Annotated in this window: 8 protein-coding genes; all 8 read right to left on the reverse strand. The window is 45.8% G+C overall.

The window, feature by feature from the left end:
• Nucleotides 1-430: 430 nt before the first annotated feature.
• Nucleotides 431-4,768 (reverse strand): hypothetical protein, encoded by a 4,338-nt coding sequence (locus SMSP2_RS06355; RefSeq protein ID WP_146683154.1) that lies wholly within the window; start codon nucleotides 4,766-4,768, stop codon nucleotides 431-433.
• Nucleotides 4,769-4,945: 177 nt separating this feature from the next.
• Nucleotides 4,946-8,599 carry a glycoside hydrolase family 2 protein gene (locus tag SMSP2_RS06360; protein ID WP_186804895.1) on the reverse strand — a complete coding sequence of 1,218 codons (3,654 nt, stop codon included), beginning with the start codon at nucleotides 8,597-8,599 and terminating at the stop codon, nucleotides 4,946-4,948.
• Between the two features lie 170 nt (nucleotides 8,600-8,769).
• Complete coding sequence (locus tag SMSP2_RS06365) at nucleotides 8,770-11,277, reverse strand: alpha-amylase family protein (protein WP_146683156.1); 2,508 nt, start codon at nucleotides 11,275-11,277, stop codon at nucleotides 8,770-8,772.
• A gap of 75 nt (nucleotides 11,278-11,352) precedes the next feature.
• Nucleotides 11,353-14,202 carry a hypothetical protein gene (locus tag SMSP2_RS06370; protein ID WP_146683157.1) on the reverse strand — a complete coding sequence of 950 codons (2,850 nt, stop codon included), beginning with the start codon at nucleotides 14,200-14,202 and terminating at the stop codon, nucleotides 11,353-11,355.
• 24 nt (nucleotides 14,203-14,226) lie between these two features.
• Complete coding sequence (locus tag SMSP2_RS06375) at nucleotides 14,227-15,408, reverse strand: hypothetical protein (RefSeq protein WP_146683158.1); 1,182 nt, start codon at nucleotides 15,406-15,408, stop codon at nucleotides 14,227-14,229.
• Between the two features lie 327 nt (nucleotides 15,409-15,735).
• On the reverse strand, nucleotides 15,736-16,125 hold the full coding sequence (locus SMSP2_RS06380) for a hypothetical protein (RefSeq protein ID WP_146683159.1): 390 nt from the start codon (nucleotides 16,123-16,125) through the stop codon (nucleotides 15,736-15,738).
• 10 nt (nucleotides 16,126-16,135) lie between these two features.
• Nucleotides 16,136-16,975 (reverse strand): type II secretion system protein, encoded by an 840-nt coding sequence (locus tag SMSP2_RS06385; RefSeq protein ID WP_146683160.1) that lies wholly within the window; start codon nucleotides 16,973-16,975, stop codon nucleotides 16,136-16,138.
• 145 nt (nucleotides 16,976-17,120) lie between these two features.
• Complete coding sequence (locus SMSP2_RS06390) at nucleotides 17,121-19,961, reverse strand: LamG-like jellyroll fold domain-containing protein (protein WP_146683161.1); 2,841 nt, start codon at nucleotides 19,959-19,961, stop codon at nucleotides 17,121-17,123.
• Nucleotides 19,962-19,994: the final 33 nt, after the last annotated feature.

Below are 19,994 nucleotides of genomic sequence, written 5' to 3' on the forward strand. Positions count from 1 at the left end.
GGTTCTCACGTTCCCTACAAACCCCTGCTATCAGGTCACGCCATACTATACGCCGGATGCCACTTGGGCCGGATACAGGTAACGCCCAAACTGATAACAGAAAAAGCCGGATTTCTGCTTTTGACACCATAAAGTTGTTTCGACGCCTCATCGTATGATTCACTTTCGTTCGTCTCCTGATAGTACATCTGACGTAATCATATTACGCCTTTTCCATAACCGCTCACCACAAAAGCTCTTAACTAATGCAGCGTTATGGCGATTTGTCGCTCGCTCCTGTCAGCCAACGACGGAGGGCCAATACCTCCATGATTTGTAGAGTTCGATAGGCTATAGCTCTCCACAAAGAGAACATCGCCTATCTTCGTGACACACCAGCTTAACAACTACATTATGTTTACACAATAAGTACTGAAGAAATAATACGTGTTTATTGCTTCAGTACTTGATGAAAATAATCCCAACAGAAACTTTTAGTACCATCTGGTCTTACCAGCCAGAAGCCACGAACATCCTTATTATTCTTTACCGGCGTTTTTGTCGCAGGGTCTACCAGCTCGTTGCAGTAAAGCTGCCAGTAGACAATGTATGGGCAGCCCCACTCAAGACCGGTTTCAACGGCCTGCGAAACCGCCAACAGGGCATTGTCTTTGCCATAGGTATTTTCCGGCCAGCCGAATTCGCCGAGATAAACGTTCTTCTCGCCAAATGCTTCGCTGTCCGGGACGTTTTGAGCGATAAAGTCAAGAGCCTGCCGCAAGACTTCAGGCGTCTTGTATTCTTCAATCGCGCCATCCCACGCGGAATACGACACAAGGTCAAGATGAGTATACGGCAGCACCTTGTTCACCATATTAGGGCGGCCATCACGCATAGACGACACAACACGATTGACCTCGGCGGCATGATACACGGCGACATTCTTATGTGGCGTTTCATTGCGAGCTTCGGTTACGCCGTCCTGACGGGCGTTGAGCCATAACACCATATTCTTTAAGGCATCTTCGGTCGGGTCAATAGTCGCATCGGTGTGTCCCCGCGTCATCCAGTCGCCTTCCCAGTGCTGGAATATAAATGTCTTGCCTGTTCCGCTATAGGCGGTAAGCAGGTATTGCGTAAGCTCATAGAACTGCTTTTGTTCATCGGCGACATCCGCGTCGGTAATCCCCTGCCGCCAGTAATCCTCGGGACGGCCAAGAGAGCTGACCACAAAGATATATGTCATGAACGGCTTATCGAACAACGTCTTAAAATACGGCAGCTTAGCGCCTCCAACCAGCGAATTAACCTCTGGCCAATCCGAATTGTAAGAATACATTTGCGCCGGCCTTTCATTGCTCTTGCCGTAAAACCATATCTTGATCACGCGGGAACCAAGCTCCAAAATCTGATCAGCACCCTCGTTGAGGAAGTCCTTATCCGTAAGATGATACCGCCCCACCGCGTGGGTGCTGCCTATAATATCGGCGAGCGGTTTTGCATCTTTTTTATCAGGCTTCAATTTTATCTGCATCTTTTCACCAAACATTCCTCTTTTTTCAGATAATAAACCTACCGTAACCTCAACGCAGCTAATCGCACCGGCAGGCAAGACCTCAACATCTTCTAACTCGACAGAGCCCAGATGTCTTACGGGCTCAACCAATGGGGTCTTGATAGATACACTGCTGTTGGCAACGATACTAACCGCCCCTTTCTTTTGTATCCTGGCATCTTTATCCCCTTTGATCCAACTCGATTCACCAAGATTGGTCAGACTGATCCTTGCAACAACATTACAAGCAGGGTCAAACTCAACCCAGTCGCCATCCTTTACCGTTATCCACTGCCCATCATATCTCTTGATCTGAAATGAGTCAAACGCAGCATCCAGATATTTAAGCGGATTGTTTTGATTAAACTCAGTATTCCCGACAGCCGTCAATGGACAATTCGCTGAGTCGGTACCTGTACCGCTGGTCCTGAACCCCGGAGTATATCCAGATTCTATCGCTTCCCAATATTCATCCCTGGTCTGTTCATATAATCCAGCAACACCATCGGGGTGCAAATCGCGATCTATCTCAATCCAATAATCGACTTCACTGTCCGGATTGCTTTGCGTAAACTTCTTCGAAAAATCGCGGATAACCTTCGTTACTGCCCTATCCGTACCGTCAGGGTTAACTATCCCATAGTCGCTGTTTTCGTAATACCTATATCCTCCTGAATAGAACCAGAAAAACACCCCGTCGGCTTGACTAAACAGCAGCATTTTATAGAAATCCGCATAAAAATCCGCCTGATACTGCAGCAATCTCTCGGGGGTATTATTACTGCCGCTGCCCCATGTATTACATCCGCACTCAGCCCATATCACAGGCTTATCTGCATCAGCCCACCTGCAGTAATCAAACACATATCGTCCTTTTTTCACACACTCCCAATTCCCCAGTCGCCCATAAGCCTCAGGCTCAAATATATCTACAGCCGCCGCAAGATAAGGCATATCGTACGGTAAAAACTTATCCCATCGATAGGTGGGATTACCAGCTTCCCACATTCTAAAACTTACAAGATGGTTGGAATCCACCTCTTTTATCAGCCTGGCATTTTGTGACCAATTTTTATATATCAGCGTATCAAGAAACCTCCTGTAAGCAGCCGACATCCTAAACCATGGCCCCCGTTCATACAAATACTGATGTCCGGGATTTGTAACATTTCCATTCTCATCTCTTGGAACAGCAAATTTCCAGTCTTTCTCTGCATTTTCTATACTGCCGTAACGTTCTACGATCCAGTCAAGCCATTGCGAATCCCATTTTATTCTTCCCGATTGCGGTTCAAAACGTCCCTCACAACAAATATCATAGGCAAATATTGTGTCATTTTCGCTCAATCTATATTTTGCAATAGCTTCACGAACAAAATTCCAGTCAAATGTCATACCGGTAGGATCAATGGTCTGCAAGAAAAGATTCACTTTCATACCAAGCATATCAATACGCCGAATCAGATCGACCAGATTCTGTGTATCAAGCGGTATCGCCGGCGTCATAGGATATACACTCACAGCATTGAAGCCAATATCCTTGATCTTTTTCAGATCACGGTCAATAACTTCCGGCGCATAAGGCTGTTTTCCAAGCCAGTTTACAAAATATGCGTAATCTTCAGTGGCAGCACCCGACGAGGGCATATATACAATACCGTTCGGTTTCCACTGCTTGCCGTATAAGAAGAAATCGCCATTTTTTACCGTTACGAAATTTTTATCTTTTTTCGGCTTCCAGGCAAATATCTCATGAGATACGCTTTCAATCATTCTGCAATTATCATACATTTCCGCACAGACTACAAATCCATCTTCAGGCCATTTTTCCGGTTTGTAATCCATAGAAAAAGTGTATATCCCAGATTGTAAATTATTGAGCGGCCATTCTTTAACTATGACCTGTCTGCCGCCATCCGCCTCTTTCATTGTGATTTTCGCTGTAATGGCCGAGCCGGCTTCCTGTCCAAAATCAATAACCCGAGCCCCTAATTTAATGCTCTGGCCTTCAAAGTAAGTATAGTTATCCGTACCGCCATCTACCAGAAACACTTTCCTTTTCATATATCTTGAGATATCGCCAATCGCCTTTACGACATCTTTAGATGTGTACCATTTGTAATCCTGAACTCCAAACGATGCCCACATTCCTCCCTTAAACGGGCCGTCAAAATTTAATACCATAGTCGCAGGATTGCCCCGCCATTGTCCATCCTCACTCTGGGCATGTATTAACGGCATCCATCTCCAGTTGACGCACTTATTAAATCCGTTACCCTGAGATCTTGGATGCGGCGAATAAATCTGGTCGGCGTTATCGAACTTTAACCCTTGTGATATTATTGTCTGTTCCCCGCTCAAACTCAAAGCTGAGACATCGCCGACCTTGAAAAAACTTTTAGCCGGTGCCAACGTATCCCAGTGTGGCAAAACGTCTGCCGCATTAAATTTTTCATACGCATCATCGTTTTTAGATGTTCCGACCGGCGAGATCCAGAACTCGCATCTTTTTGTAGAATAACCCGTTTGGGCCGAATTTTGCCCAAACTTCATCTTTCGTATGCCTTTCAAATCAAATTTCTCATTCTGGGCAGAAACAAAATCTTCCGCCTTAAACTTATACAGCATCCATTGCTCAAACAGCGGCACAACTTTGATGTAGCTTATCCCTTTCTCGTCAACCAATTCAACCACCATCTCAGGAGTATCTTTCCCGCCTTTAGCTGAAAAAACGACCATGCCGTTATCCTCTGGAATAGCCGTATCGATCATCGGGGAAATCATATAGTAACCAAACTCGTGGTCAGAGCTGTCCAGCTGCAGCATTTGAACATAAAGTCCGCGGCCACCCGGTACATCTTCGCCTTGTATCACTTCGTACAACACCGGCGGATTTTTAATAGTTGCCTCAATCGTCCATTTCAGATGGTTATTATTGTTGAAATTCAGGATTATATTAGCCGGCACAACATCGGCATTGTGTCTCTGGTATTGCTCTTTATTGTAAAACTGCCCCTGAACATTGACAATTCCCTCTCGCCACAGAGGCGCCCTTAACACGATAATATTGCCGCCTTTTTTAAGAAAAGTCTCTATTGACACTTTAGTTTCTAACGGCATATTAGCGGCATCACACAATACAAGAAGATCATAATGATAGGCAGGTAATTTATCGCAAAGCTGCAAGGTATTCAGACGATCTGTTTGGTATCCTGCTCCAGATAGTTCAAACATAAGCTTTTCAGATAACAACTTATCCTGTTCACTTGACAAATCTGAACATATTATTGCTGTTTCCGCTTTCAAAACGCCTGCCGCAAATAATAAATAAGCGGGCAGCAATAACGGCAAAATGATATTGCCTATTTTTTTTGAAATACAAATCATGACAATTTCCTTATATTAAAAACATCAATAATCAATCACCTTCTGCCAGAATTCACCGTACACAGGGTTAACCGCGACATCAAAATATGTTTTGAGCTGGCAGAAGAAAAAACTACCCTTGCCAATCTTCAATTCTCCAACCGCCGCGTATCTTGTGCTGCCGTAACCGGTTTCAAGTACATTGCTAAACGTACGGCTTCTGGATGCCGCTTGACGAGCCGCTAATCTCTGGCTTGTCTTCTCGCTCCATTTCTCTATTATCAGCCCGTTGATTACATTCCCGACATTGCCGCCGTACTCAACCGAACCTACAGTCATATCAAGTTTGCCATCTTTAACTTCAACATCGTAAGACTTAAAAAACCACGCCGCGGCATCAAGGTCCTGGCCGTCAAGGAATTTTCCTTCGGCGTATATGTCAAAGTGATTGGGATATACCGCATCGCCCAAAATCGGAGTAACGCAATATCTGCCGTTTTCCAGCCGAACAGAGAAAGTCGCGGCACCGCCGGGAGCTACCGTAATACCGGTATCAAGCATAAGATTATCCGATTTATTTCTTCTCCTAAGCGAAGTGGACAAATTCTTATCCCAGCCGTAACCCTTACCCTCGTCGAAGACCTCTCCGCAGGATAGATTGAATTTTTCGATGTGCGCATCTTCCGTGCCAAAATTAAACATAATCGCATCGGCCGCAAATTCCGAAAAATCAGGCTGCTGTAAATCAAGATTATAAATCGCGTATACAGTATTGATATAATCGATATAATCACCTTGCGAGTTATACCAGAAACCGAAATCGTGTGGTTTGAAATCATTTGCGATTTTATGGCCGGTATTGCGCGAGACAAACTCCCTGCCTACTTTGTGCGGAAACTCCTCGAAAACGAGATTAGACTTATCAATGGTGAAAATTGTATTTTCTTTCTGCTCAAGCGTTACCACTTTGCCGCCCTGCCTGACATATTCAACAATGTCGTTCTTTACATCTTCGATATTTTGCAGGTTTTCAATGAAAATAATATCCGCTTGACTATACGGTTTTTTGAATGGCTTTATATCAAGCCCCAAAGCGGAAGCGAGTTTAAACGCATTGCCTTGTCCGTCTCCGTCGGCAATCATCGCTTGAATTGACTGGTTGGCTTCACTGTGGTCAATTCGAGGAAATACTTCGACATTCTCTTCAGTCGCATCCAGAATATCACCCGCCGGTGAAGCTATTGCAAGTTTGATCCTAAGCGATAACCTTTCCTTAACATCCGGCGCGGCATAACCAAAGTAACCGCAGAATTGGGGGTCGTAAGACGGTATCGTAACATCGGTCTTTGACTGAGCGAATATTCGCTTGCCGCCATCCCATACTTCCCATATAAGCGTACCCTTTTCCAATTCGGCCTTCTTATCATTACACAACCAGAATTCAACATCCAACGGCTCACCTGCAAAATATCTGGTGCGATCCATACGAATATCAACTATCAAAGGTTTAAGTGCGCTGCGGTATTCAAAATAAGATTTCTTAGGTATGCGGTTGACATCAACCAATGTCTTCATCCAACCGGCAGGCCATGCGTCAATCAGCAGATGCACGGCGGAAGATGTACTATCCTTAAACCGCCGCAAATCTCTTGTCATCATCTTTGCAGCCCAACCTTGATGATTCTGGCTTGCCTCGATCCAATCCTGCATATTATTCTGCGATTCATACCACTGCAAATGCGTACGCCATGTCTGGGCAAGAGCGATCTTATCCGGGTTCCACGGCTGTGTGGTGTTTTCCGGCAGCCAATCTTTGGGATAATACTGAAACATTGTCTCGGCGGCCTCTAATCCTTCAATCCCATATTCGCCTGTTCCCCATTTCCAACCGGGCTTGCCCGGTATGTTATAGCCCCGATGCCACTTGCCCCATGGCAGCCATCCCGAACCATACCACAATGAATATGTATGAATATCAGGCAGCCCCGGAGGCGGCGGGGCAAAGTCGCCGTCTATGGGCTTGACTGCGCGATCGGGATTGTAGGTATGCACAACCAGTGTAGCGGCCTTGAAAAAATCTTCAAGCTCATCACGGTTGAGGTAGCATCGATTATCCTGATGCCGTATATTTGTTTCGTTAATGTATGATATCATAACATTACTGGGATGATTTCTGACGAGTTTTTCCATCTCTCCGACCTGCTTAATTGCCTCCGTAAAAGCCGAACGCGAAAGCAGCTCAAATAACGGCAAATCCGTTTGTGTCATAATTCCAAGTCTGTCGCAATATTCATATACGATCGGCTGACACGGACTTTGCGTTAATCTCCAATAATTCATATTGGCCATTTTCGCGATCAGGATGTCCTCGATTATCTGTTCGTGGTCGCCCTCCATAGCTTCCCGCTGCAGGTGTCCCATGTGGTTTGCGCCGCGCAGGATGACTTCCTGATTATTGAGATACAGGGTACCTTTGGGCTCGCCGTCGGTATCGATCACAAACTTTCGCATCCCGAATTGGGATACAAGCAAATCCTTCTCCCCATTCTTGCCCTTAGGCGAAATTTCGGCGCATATACTATAAAGATAAGGGCTCTCAAGCTCCCAGAGCCTATAATCATCCATCTTAATTCTGCCCATATATTCCGTATAACACGAATCCGCGGGATACTCTGTCGGCATTATAACATTCTCTATAGCCGCGCCCTGAAAATTTTTGGGATAAATTGAAACGCGCAGCTCGATATTTTCAGCAACCCTCACCTGCTTATTTTCGAGCATATAGGCCGCCGGTTGATAGACCTCGACCGTAACGTCGATATAATTTTGATCGATGTTTGGACGGACGAATATATCACTTATATGAATCTTCGGGCAGCCTTCAATATAAACTTCCTGCCAGATGCCGCCGCCCGACTGATCACAGTGCCAGCCGCGATACGGGTCGTCCCAGCCGGGGCTTGTCGCGGCGAATATCTTTCTGCCGCCTTGCCCGTGCTGAGCCGCTGGTTCATTGCGTATCTCAACCATAAGTACATTCTTGCCGCCGCGGTTTATGAATTCGGTAACGTCGATTTCAAACGGACTAAACCAGCCGGTATGGGAACCAACCATTCTGCCGTTAAGGTACACATCGCATTCATAACTTACTGCGCCGAAATGCAGTATCTGAACATCCTTATCCAATACATCCTGCGGTATCACAAACTCCTTGCGGTAATACGCACGCCACCAGCCAAGCGGCCCGGTATAGTGAGGAATTGTAAGCTGCTGCCATTGCCCATCGCCATTGAATACCCTAGAAATATCCGTTCTGTCCAGGCTATCTTCCATACGAAACTGAAACTCTTTCAATTCCAACCGGCTGCGGTTAGCGGCAAACGGGGGAGTATTATCCGCTAAAAATGGTTTGTATTGCTGTTTCAGGCGTGAGAGTTCGGCTTCAAACTCCTCTCTGCTATCCATTTTCTTATGCTTTATCACAGGCAGTGAAGCATCGCCGACTTTGCTTTCCAACTCTATTTGCGGCAGTTTTTGGGGCTCATTAATCTCAATCCTGGATTGATGCTTCTGTATGCCGGCAACAGCTATGGCCTCAAATTTATCCGGCTCATCAGCGGCATATAAGAGATTTACCGCGACACATACACAAAATACTTTCGCAGCGATTGACAGCATTAAACTTCGTTGAGTAGACATAATATAGTTCCTTTCATGCATAAACATAATTTTTTATTTGTTAAATGTGAGGAAAAGTCAATGCCCCTCACAAAACCGGACTTGTTGATTTCTCACATCCGGCTCTTCAGTTTAACTCACAGTCTGGTTTGCTTGGCGCACTCATAAATACTCCCTGTAATATGAATTGTTTATTGTTTGTCCATAAGTTTAAATTGTTCATTAAGCAGCATCAATTCATGTTTCTGCGTTTGGGTGGCAAAACCATCGCAGAGATAATCCGACCACAATATCCCAGGTGCGCCGCCCTCTTCATACGTAGCCTTCCACCAGGGATAAGCTGCCATCAGGCAATGCACCATAACGCCCTTTGAAGGCATTTCGAGATTGTAGTGCATTTGATAATCAAGCCCATAATCGGGATTTAACAGAATATCCCGCATGTGGTCAAACTGCGGCAGAAACATCGGCAGCACACCATCGCCAACCATCCGGCGTATCGCTTCACGCCACTGCGATGGCGTAAAAGGCATGGTAGTGTAATCGCTGTAAAAATGGAATACATCCTTACTCCTGACCACATCGTAGACAAAGGCGTTTCGCCTCTGAGAATAATAAACATGCCGCCATTTCATATTTTCATCGTCGGCAGCTGCCTTCATTATCAGATTCGCACCTTCTGTCCGCGGGGCAAGCTCCGCACCGGGAATTGTCCTTTGAAGTATCTCGTTAGCTTTTTTGTACATCTCAAGACGCAGTTCGGTGCGGAAGCAGTCAAGATCTTCCGTTGCGGAGTTCCAGTCGTAAAAAACAAGGCTGCGATTGTCAAAGGTATATCCGCCGTTTTTCATATTCTGGCCTTCAAAAGGATTAATGTCGGCGAAATCTTCATAGGTGCTGTTCCATACCCGGTTGAGCTGGGCGATATTGCCGTACTTATTTTGCAGCCACTGATGCATCCTCTTCAATCCCAGTTCGCCAAGGCCGTAACGTATATTGATATCATCACGCATCCAGCCCCATGTATCTTCAATGTCTATCGGCATACGTCCGTCTTTGCTTCTAAACCATGTATCACCCCACCGCTGATACTGATAATTTACCCACGCCGCGATCATCTCGGGCACAACCGGATCGGCCATATCAACAGCTTGAACGGAAGTAGGCCCTGACGTATAACCCGAACTAACCGTAGCAAATTCTATTTTTTTGCCCAAAAGATTCTCGGCATGCTTATACCAATGGGGCGCCGAAGGAGGATACACACTCCAGCCGATAACCTTCATATCCAGTTTGCGCACAAGCACATCGTAAAAATATTTGTAACAGGCGCTGTGCATTTCCACGCCTTTTCGTCCGCTTACCTCCGGTATCCACCAATTACCGGCAGTATTGGCTACAACATTAACTCCAAGCTCTTTCATCTCTTTTAAGAACTCATACATAGCCGTCTCCGGATATGGCCCAAGCTGATACCCCGCCCGCATCGCAGGCATTGCCTGTGCCACGAACGCAGGCTCATATTTGCCGTCTTCTTCAACAACCAGCATATTCCGGGGATTGTATTTAACTCTGAGCGTTTTATCATCAATTTGAATCGGAAAACGTACAACCGCGATCTTACGCGACTTATCATAAATAAGTTTAACCGATATTTGTTTAGTCCACGGGGCAACTTGAAGATATAGTACCTTATCATATACCTTCTTGTCGGACTCGTTGGATATGATATGAAAGCTCGACATAAACTCTTCAAATGCGCCAAAATATCCCGGCATTCTATCCATCGGCTCAGCCATTGTGAATATGCTTGTAATCGGCGTAATCTCTTTCTGGTGCGAAACCTTTATAGGTACTTCAAGCCTGCAGAATTCGGTACCAGACCAGATATTAGCCATCCAGTCATATTTATCATAAAAACGGCATACCATTCTTAAATTAATTTTGTAATTACCTTCTGAAAGGCCGAGGCATTGAGCACCCAATGCCGGACAATTGAAGTTTATCCACTGTTCTATTGAATCTCCGGGATAAAGATATTCAAGCTGCCTGACGAAAAGATTCGTCAGTTTGCCTTTCCACTGCTCATTACCGTTATCATCAAATTTATATATAAAGGGTTCGCCAAAACTTCCAGCAAAGCCCTCCGGGTCTTGTATTGTATTGCCTGTGTTGGTTATCCTAAACTTAAACCAGATAATGTCGGCAGGTTTGATAGTAGAAGAAGCCGTAAACTCATCCCGGTTGAATGGGGGAAACGGGCTTACCGCCGTTTTTGGGTCTTTTGTCAATGGAATGTAATTTTCGTTATTATAATCCGCTCCGATACTTCCGAGATACTCAATTTTTAATCCCATATCACCGGGAATATTCAGATCGTAAAAATTCTCTCCAGTTGTTTTTTCAGGTTCTTCAAAAGCCGTTGCTGCTATGGCAGTATTGCCGTCATTATCCGATGATTTGGTTAGAGAATAAGTTACCGGTATCATATCATAAGCACTTGCCTTGACGGGTACATTGATCTTAAGCTCCATACCGTCAACATTGATTGTCTGACTCGCACAGGCAGCACCATCATACTTTGCAAGCTGCCCCGTATGCTTTGCCTCATTCGAAAGAGGCGTGTAATTCAACATTGACGTATTCTGCCCAGATGTAATCGCATAAAAACAGCTGACAACATAAATTAACCTTGTCATAAAAACTCCATTATTAATCCATTAAACCACGGATAGTACAAAACACTCATACCTAACCACCAAACGACCATCAAACTACAAGGATAGGCCATCGTATAGCCAGTTTTGTATAATATATGACAAGTCTTGATAGTCCAAAATGCCGTCACAGTTTATATCGCTGCGAATGTCCGAACCGCATTCAATATCCCAGTAGAGCGGCCTGACTAATACGCCCGAGGCCACAGATTGTCCATTGCTGGACGCTATCGCGGTTATCTCGACACGTTCGCCATTGTACGATTTATTATCTTTAACTGCCGGATACGCATACAATTCATACCGGAAGAGCGTTCTTGCCCCCGATTCAATGCAAATGGCACCGGATGGTTCGATTTGTGTGCAATCCCACCCGTGAGGTGCCCGAATCGCTACAGTGATATCGTTAAGTGCGCTGCCGCTGAAATTTGTAACGGACGCTCTGAGCTCGACAGTGCCGCGCCGATTAAAAGTGCCGCCATGAAACCAAACATCAACCTTTGGAACTGTCTGAGCGGCCCTTTCAATCTGCTCAAGCGCATAAGCCGAGACCCTGGGCATTGCATTATCAATTTCCTGCTGCGGAACCGGCGAGATGACCTCCTGAGCCTTATCCATAAACGCCTTCATCTCCTTTACCTGCGTATTGGTGATGCGCTGAGAATGAAAATCAGTCCAACCCGCAGCACATGGGCTATTGTTCTGATAATGCAGTTTGAAATGCGGATACAGCGGCACAAGCACCCTTTTTATGTTATACCCGCTGACGCGAAAAGGCTCTCCGGTCGCAACGAGGCCGTGCCATGAAACCGGCCCAGTCGGGTCATTAAAAATTTGACCGGTATCGGCACAAGGCTGATAAAAACTGTCGATACCTAACGATTTTGTATTCACCAGCGCCTGCTCAAGCAAATCGAATCTGTCATACGCGTAGACATTATAATTACCGATAAAATCCACCGGACGCCTCGAGGCGAGGACTGAAGGCTCAACCGCGTGTATCTTATTAAACTCATTTATGATCCTGTCTACGACATCGCCGGCAGGATCTCCCTCAAGCCCGAACAATTGATGACTTTCGTCCAGATATCCCACTATAATTTCAGGATGCCGCTTCTGAAGCTCATTTCTTATCGCGATCATAAAATCCGCCCAGAAATCCGCCCTGAAGTCGTCAAGGTCTTTCATTGCGGCTGTTCCGGGTATAAACGGAGCGGTCGTTTCATTGTAAAACATTCTTCGCTGATCGGGCAAGCTCGGCTCTGCGTCAATGTCCGTAAAGTCAGCGTAATTCCAACCCCACGCATCATTGAGGGTTTGTATGGATACGTATTTCTCTCTCATCCTTTCGATAAACACTTTCTGAGTAGACGCCCCAAGCCATCTTCTGCCGACCCCATGCCAGGCCATTCCGTTGCCAAAGTCGTATACTATCGGAAGCCGCCCGTCCGCCGTGCGATACATAACATCGCCATAGTTATCAATAGCCCAGTCTATATAGCAGCCTATCCCCGTTATCAGATCAGGGTCCGACCTTGATACCCAGTCGCCGTATCTGTTATCATCAAGCTTCAAAGCGGCAACTTCGTCGTAGGCCTCGTTCTGAAACTCGTAGCTGCCCCACCACAGCACCTTCATGCCCAAACGTCTGCATTCTTTGTAATAATACTCAAGAGAAGGCCCCCAGAAAAAAGTGCTGCGATTCGACGGATTGTATACTCGGTCCCTGAACCCCCACAATGCCCAGTTATAACTCATCATTCCCATCGCACGGGCGCCAACATCTTTTGCCTTGACAAGCCACGCGGTAATATTCTCATCGGCATTGATTCCACTGTAGTATGATTCACGAATGCAGGGCATACTTTTGGGCATCAGGGCCGGGAAGGGTCTGCCGTCTTTTAGAACAGTCCATGGGTTCTCTGGATTAAATTCGAAATCCGTGAAAGAATCATCAATTTGAACGTCGACGGTCTGTGTAATAATTTCATTGGCAGTTATATATTTAAGCGTTACAGATTCCGTCCAAGGTGCTGCCATAAGACGCATATTGCCCGAAACGGCGGTTGCCGGCGTGCATATCCGGTACGATGTGAGGAATTCGTCAAGTTCTTCATGCTTGCTTACGGCATAGAAATTCCGTTGATCGGCGTAATTTTCAACAGTTGCAGAGATCGGTGAAGGCATACCCGGTAATGTGGTAGAAAGAGTGAAACCAAAGCTGCATCTGGTCATCAAAATGCCGTTGCCAATGAATCTGTCCTGTGTAATTTCCTGACCGCAATAAATGATATCCATATTTGCCGTATAACTGCCGTAAGGTACCCTATATGTGAAAACAGGAAGAGTAATCTCGAAATACTCGCCGGGATATACATAATCCATCGGATAATTAATCGTCTCTTCATTGTAGGGCGTGCCATCGGCGGCAACCAGATTCAATGTCAGGCGTATTTGCCCGTAACCCTCCGCGTCCCAGATTGTATCGCCGGTATTTTCAACAAGAAAGGTAAAATGCGTCATATACTTCTTAGGTATCACTGAAGATATGCCGTAATTCCCAACAACAATAGGCGGATACACGCCCCCATTGACCTTGGCCTCGCTAAAATCCGCACCAGTTACTTTCAAAAGACGCACGTCAGCGGAAAGGTTTCCGGGAACGGCGCAATCATAAAGCGCCCGGCCCGCAAGTTTTGAGCTCTGTTCAAAAGCCGTCGCCTCAACAACGACCGGGCCACCGATACCCTGAATCGAATACGGTATGTCAACATATTTATACGCCTCCAAAACTGCGGGCATTGTTATCTCAACCGAGTCTCCCGTCTGGCTTGCAAGCGTCAGCAACTCTGCATAACAAACGTTATAGGCAGCCGCGAAGTATAGAAAAACGATATATCTTGTCATAATCAATCCAAAAGTTTATATTAATCAGTTATTCAGCCAATCCCACGCGAAAATGGTAAAATCAACGTAGTTGATCAGGCAATCACCATTCAAATCACCCGGCGGGGAGTAACAACCGGCGGTGGCAACTGTATACTGTCCATCAAAAACTACCGACAAACTGCCGTAACCGCCATAGCCGATTATTTTGCCTGAATTGATATAACTATTCACAGTTGAAACAACATTTCCGCCGATCTTCAAAACGCCCTGACCTATATCGATCAAACCGCCGTCATTAACCGTTAGACTGCCGAGCATCATCACACCACCGTCAAGGTTGACCTGTGCAGTTGAACCGGCTGTCTTAGAAAGCTCAAAAGTACCACTTACATTAAATTCACCGCCGGTCATATTGATTGCTGCTGTAGAAACACCGAAGAGGCCTGTGCCGCCGCTGGAAGCAGACAGTACGCCCCCGGAAACATTAACCGTGGCACTACCTCCATCATGGTGCGCAACATACAGACTACTACTGCTGACACTACCGCTCAGGATATTGAGAATCGCCGTACTGCCGCCATCTGCCATCCGCAAAGTATTGCCGACTGAAACTGTACCCCCATCAACCGTAAGTATAGATGTCCCCGTTTCGAATCCCATAAATACGTGCATACCACTTGGCGTTGAGATCTGACCACCGGTCATATTAACAGTGCAATCACCCTTTGTACCAAGATACATATGAGTATCTGACGATATGGAACCATCCATCATGTTGCAATCAAATGCGGCATCAGAATCTCCAGTTGCAAACTGGAGGTATCCGGGCGTATAAATGCTTCCGCCGGTCATATTCATATGAAGGGTTCCGAAAAACCCTGCATAAATTCTAGAATTTACTGTAATAACCGCACCTGGCTCCACATTCAGGGTACCTTCACCAAAGTAGCCGGCTCTCCAGTCGGAGCCGGCAACCGTCAGCTCGTCACGAATCGTAAGTGTCGTATGCCCTGCTGCTCGGCCTGGTCCCCTCAGGAGACCAACTGTTGGCCGGCATCCAGTGTCAATGATTAATGTACCATCCCCTTGAACAGACGCTTCATCGTCAGCACCCGGGATATCGTTATCCCAACTAGCTGCATCACACCAGTCATGCGCATCTCCGGTACCAATAAAATTAGTCCTGACAGCTAAACAAGGCACCACAGCTGTAAACAAAACCAATAACAGAAAACCATTTATTAATTTTTTACTAATCATAACAAACCAGCTGTTCATACTTCGTTCCTGTTGCGAAAATAATTTCATGTAAAATTATTACTCGTAAACCAGTTTTTAGCAGATAATACAAACCTTACCGGGACTTTCAGGTTCAACTATTGCTTGAATAGTCTTCATAGGGATAGTCCTGATAAACCTGCCCGCCGCTGTCATCATAAGAATTAATTTTAATTGAGTTTTTGTTATCTCGCCACACGCGACCAGCTATAAACGAGCTTCTGCTTAATTTCAGAGGTTCCCAAGATTTTCAGTTACCTGAAATATCCGTGTCTACTGTTTCACTCTATTCTGCCGTTCACTAAATCCGCATTTTGGGCACTTGTCGGGATATGCGTTTTTAAGTTGACCGTAAAAAAATATTGTTCCGCATTTTGGACACTTTATCGCGCGATCAAGAGAAGCCTGACCGCATTCTTTGCACTTCGCCACTTTTGCACCCGTGGGATTTTCGGGAGGTGCTTTTGTCTGCTGCAGATAATCCTGTAAGCTCATTTGGTACTCTGCATCGCAATTTTGGTTCCTGCATTTCACCCAAATCATCTCATCGACAGAAATAGATTCAATTCCATAATCACTATTATTGCTGCGCGTAAACCAGAATATAGACCCCGCGAGCAGTAAACAAATAATTACAAATACAATTATTTTTTTGACATCCATATATTACCCTTTAAAAATCTTTAAATCCCCTCATCCATTCAGGCCAGTCTCCACGAGTAACACCGCCGGCTTGCGTCCACGGTCCGTTTGTATTGTATCCTTGATGCCACTTCAATGTCCAGAGCTCTTTGAGCCCCACCATTCTTAACGAACCGTCAAGGAATACCGCACCAATCTTGCCGGAATGGCGGTCAAGTGTAAACAATCTCATTTCATCCTGACCGGTCTTTCGGCCTTCCTGGACATAGTCCGGAGGCATATCTATACATTGGGGCATTCCAAATATCCACCAGCAATCAAGTATAAAAGGTATTCTGTTTGCACATGAAACAGTTTTCTTCTTCCAGAAATAGTCATTAGGTCGGCTTCCAAATATTTTAGGGGTATCACCTGGATTCGTACAATAGCCATTTGAGCCGTAGCTTCCACTGTCGCCTTCGGCAGCCCAGCCTCTATCCTGATTGTAAGGTCCCCAGCTGGAATGGCCAGGCATGTTTCCCGTTGGATTTCCCTGTTCATCGTACATGAATCTATTACCCGCTTCAGGGCAGAAAATTATACCTGTATCTTTATGATAAGGACGATAAGCAGCAAACCAGAGATTGTCTCGAATTGTGCGTGAGGCAGTCCTTTCACCACCATATCCGGGATGCAGAGAATCATTATAATCGTTTGCATACATATGCGCCATAATGCCCCACTGTTTAAGATTTGTCAGACAAATAACTTCCCTTGCTTTTTTTCTGGCTTTTCCCAGAGAGGGCAAAAGTATAGACATAAGCAAAGCAATTATTGAAATCACCACTAATAACTCAATAAGAGTAAATCCACTTTTATTTCTCTTAAACATGATCATTTTCCTTTATAGAACTGTTATTAAAAACTGCCTGAATAACTCAAACCAGAACAGCGAAACCTAATTATAAAAAACAAAATGAAGCAGAGGCTGATTCTTAGTGAGAAATCAATCAGCCCCTGCTTAAAATATCTATCCATTATGGCCAAAGGATTGTATCTAACCAATTCTCTGTCATAATTGTAAAATCATCAATTCCGACTGTTCCGTCCTCATTGATATCCGAAACTGTCGGCAGGATCGGCTGTTCGACAGATGCCTGTTCACTTAGGGCAATTATCTCTGCCTGACTGAGGGCGCGGGCATAACAGCAGAATTCATCAATCAATCCAATGAAGCCCCTGTTGCCTGCCGCGGTATTGGCGATAACAAAGCCTGTCATAGGATTCAGCGGATGTTCAACCTCGGTTTTGGCGATCAGTTCACCGTCAATATAAATGCCCTGAAAACCGGAAGCAGAATCTTTAACAAGTGCGCAATGAAGCCACTGCGAGTCATAAGCAGGAATATTAAAGAATCTGGTAGTGTTTTCAGACTCACTTGCCGAAGTGTACGATGTCTGGAACAAAGACGCTCCCGCAATGGCATTAGACTTCCATGCAAGAGAAGCCCAAGCACTGTAATAAGGGGTGCCGGGGGCGTCAAATATCCTTGTTAGACCAGGCATCGATTCCGGTTTGAGCCACACGGAAATCGTGATCGCCTCACTTAGAGATGAATATGAACTTGACGGCACGGTAACTATAACACTGCCGTCGCAAGACAATGCGCCGCTGTCGTCGTAACCGCCGGAAGTAACAAAAGCCGGCGTATTGAGCGGAGCCCTGTCGTTGCCGTCAATCTCATCTGTTGCCCAGTACCCGGAACCATCGTCAAATTTGTAGTAGAAGACAAGCCCGTCGTCGCTGACTTCGGCGGCTGCGTCAATCGTCTCTTCAACAAGCCCCCAATCGGCGGCAAGCATGGTGAAGTCATAAAGATCAACAACGCCACTGAGGTCAAGATCGCCGGATTGCAGGCTTGCGAAATCGAAGCTCTTCTGAAGCCAAAGCGTTATCAGATCGATATTGACGCTGCCCGAACCGGCGGAACCGTCGATGCCGAACGCTATCTTGGCGATATTGTTCAGATCAAGAGTTTCGTCGTCGAAATCGGATATCCTTATCGGCCAAAACGTCCATGACCTCCAATAATCAACCGTTGCCGAATCGCTATTTGGAACATCGATCCTGGATTCGTAACCGGTATGATCTATAAGCTTGGCATAGAATTGGCCTGGCGTATTGTTTTTGTCGGCGTGGATATAAAGCGTCATCGACTTCACGTCCGCTACAACGAAGTCTTTTGGAGAGTCAAACTCAAACACTGTCTCCGATGCCGTATTGTATGCAATTGACATTGACTTTGGCGTATTATATACGCCAATAATATAATCATCGTCAAGGGTAACATCGCCGTCCCAGACCAGTTGCAACTCACTGTCGGACGCATAGCCTTCAAAATCGTCAAGGACAAAATAGTCCTCTGTCGCGAGGGTCCACACGTATCCGGTAGAAATGACCTGATCGGAACCGTCAATCTCATCTACTCTCCAGTAATAGGCGCTTGCAGGCTGAAGGATTTGTTCAAGTGTATAACTTGCGTCGGTTACTTCACCTTTATAAATGCCTGACGTGGAAGTATCCGCATCGGCAACAAGCTGCTGGTCATCACCAAAATATACTTGATGTTTCACAGCGCCTTCACCGGCAGTCCACGATAGCGACAACCCGCTCAATTCAAACAAACCTACCGATGACGGGGACGGAGTATTTGCATAAAGCATAAGAGTCGGATCTGCAATAACTACTGTATGGGTACCATCATAATTGACCATAACATTGCGAACATCACCATAACCGGTTATTTTACCGGCGGCGATATAAGTCTGCACCGCAACGGTAGCATTGCCAGCGACTTTAAGCACACCCTGTTCTATATCGATCAAACCGCCGTTACCTATCGTAAGGCCGCCAAGCGTCATAACTCCACCGTCAAGATTGATTTGAGTGCTTGTGTCTGCCGTAACGTTTACGGCAAATGTGTTGGTTACGTTAAACTCACCGCCTGACATATTGATAACATTATTCGACGCTCCATATTTGCCGGTACTGGCTAAAATGCCTGATACTGTACCGCCAGATATATTAACGGTTGCATTACCGTTTACATGATGGCCTATTAGGAGTTCGTTCCCTACACTAAAGCTGCCTGAATCAACATTTAAGATTGCCGCAGCACCGGTATCGCCCATTCGCAATGACCCGCCGATATTCACCACACCGCCGTCGACCGTCAGTTCGCTTGTACCGGTGGTAAATCCCATATACAGATGTATACCGACAGGCGTAGTCATCTGGCCGCCTGTCATATTCACAGTACAATCGCCCTTTGTGCCTAAATAAATATGGTTACCCGCGGAAATGCTGCCGCCGCTCATATCCATATTGACGGATGTTGCGGCACCATCTCCTGCAAACTGAAAATATCCCGGAGTATATATACTGCCGCCGCTCATATTTACATTAAGTTTGCCTATCAGGCTACCCGAAATACCGGTAGCGAAATATATTCGTGGCGTTACATTTATCACCGCTCCCGGCTCAACGTTCAATGTGCCCTCGCCGAAGTATGCCGCTCTCCAGCCCGATGTGCCGCTTACGTCAAGCGGCCCTCTAACCGTAAGCGTGGTATGCCCGGCACCTCTTCCCGGCCCTACAAGATAAGCGCAAAGCCCGTTAGGGTCAACGATACAGGTGCCGCTGCCCTCGACCGATGCCTCATCGTCAGCGGTAGGCACTCCCGCACTCCAACTGGCAGGGTCGCCCCACAAATGATCTGTACCCGTACCAATGAAATTAGTCCTGACAGCAAAACAAGACGCCGCGCCTGTAAACAAAACCAATAACAGAAAACCATTTATTAATTTTTTACTACTCATAAAAAAAACCTAACCTTTCTCTGAAAAACTTTA

It is taken from the genome of Limihaloglobus sulfuriphilus, from assembly GCF_001999965.1.
Classification (GTDB): Bacteria; Planctomycetota; Phycisphaerae; order Sedimentisphaerales; family Sedimentisphaeraceae; genus Limihaloglobus; species Limihaloglobus sulfuriphilus.

What these genes read in the sequence shown, in the direction of transcription:
- SMSP2_RS06380 (WP_146683159.1), bottom strand. Translation starts at nt 16,125, where the DNA reads ATGGATGTCAAAAAAATAATTGTATTTGTAATTATTTGTTTACTGCTC.
- SMSP2_RS06390 (WP_146683161.1), bottom strand. Translation starts at nt 19,961, where the DNA reads ATGAGTAGTAAAAAATTAATAAATGGTTTTCTGTTATTGGTTTTGTTT.
- SMSP2_RS06360 (WP_186804895.1), bottom strand. Translation starts at nt 8,599, where the DNA reads ATGTCTACTCAACGAAGTTTAATGCTGTCAATCGCTGCGAAAGTATTT.
- SMSP2_RS06365 (WP_146683156.1), bottom strand. Translation starts at nt 11,277, where the DNA reads ATGACAAGGTTAATTTATGTTGTCAGCTGTTTTTATGCGATTACATCT.
- SMSP2_RS06370 (WP_146683157.1), bottom strand. Translation starts at nt 14,202, where the DNA reads ATGACAAGATATATCGTTTTTCTATACTTCGCGGCTGCCTATAACGTT.
- SMSP2_RS06385 (WP_146683160.1), bottom strand. Translation starts at nt 16,975, where the DNA reads ATGTTTAAGAGAAATAAAAGTGGATTTACTCTTATTGAGTTATTAGTG.
- SMSP2_RS06355 (WP_146683154.1), bottom strand. Translation starts at nt 4,768, where the DNA reads ATGTTTGAACTATCTGGAGCAGGATACCAAACAGATCGTCTGAATACC.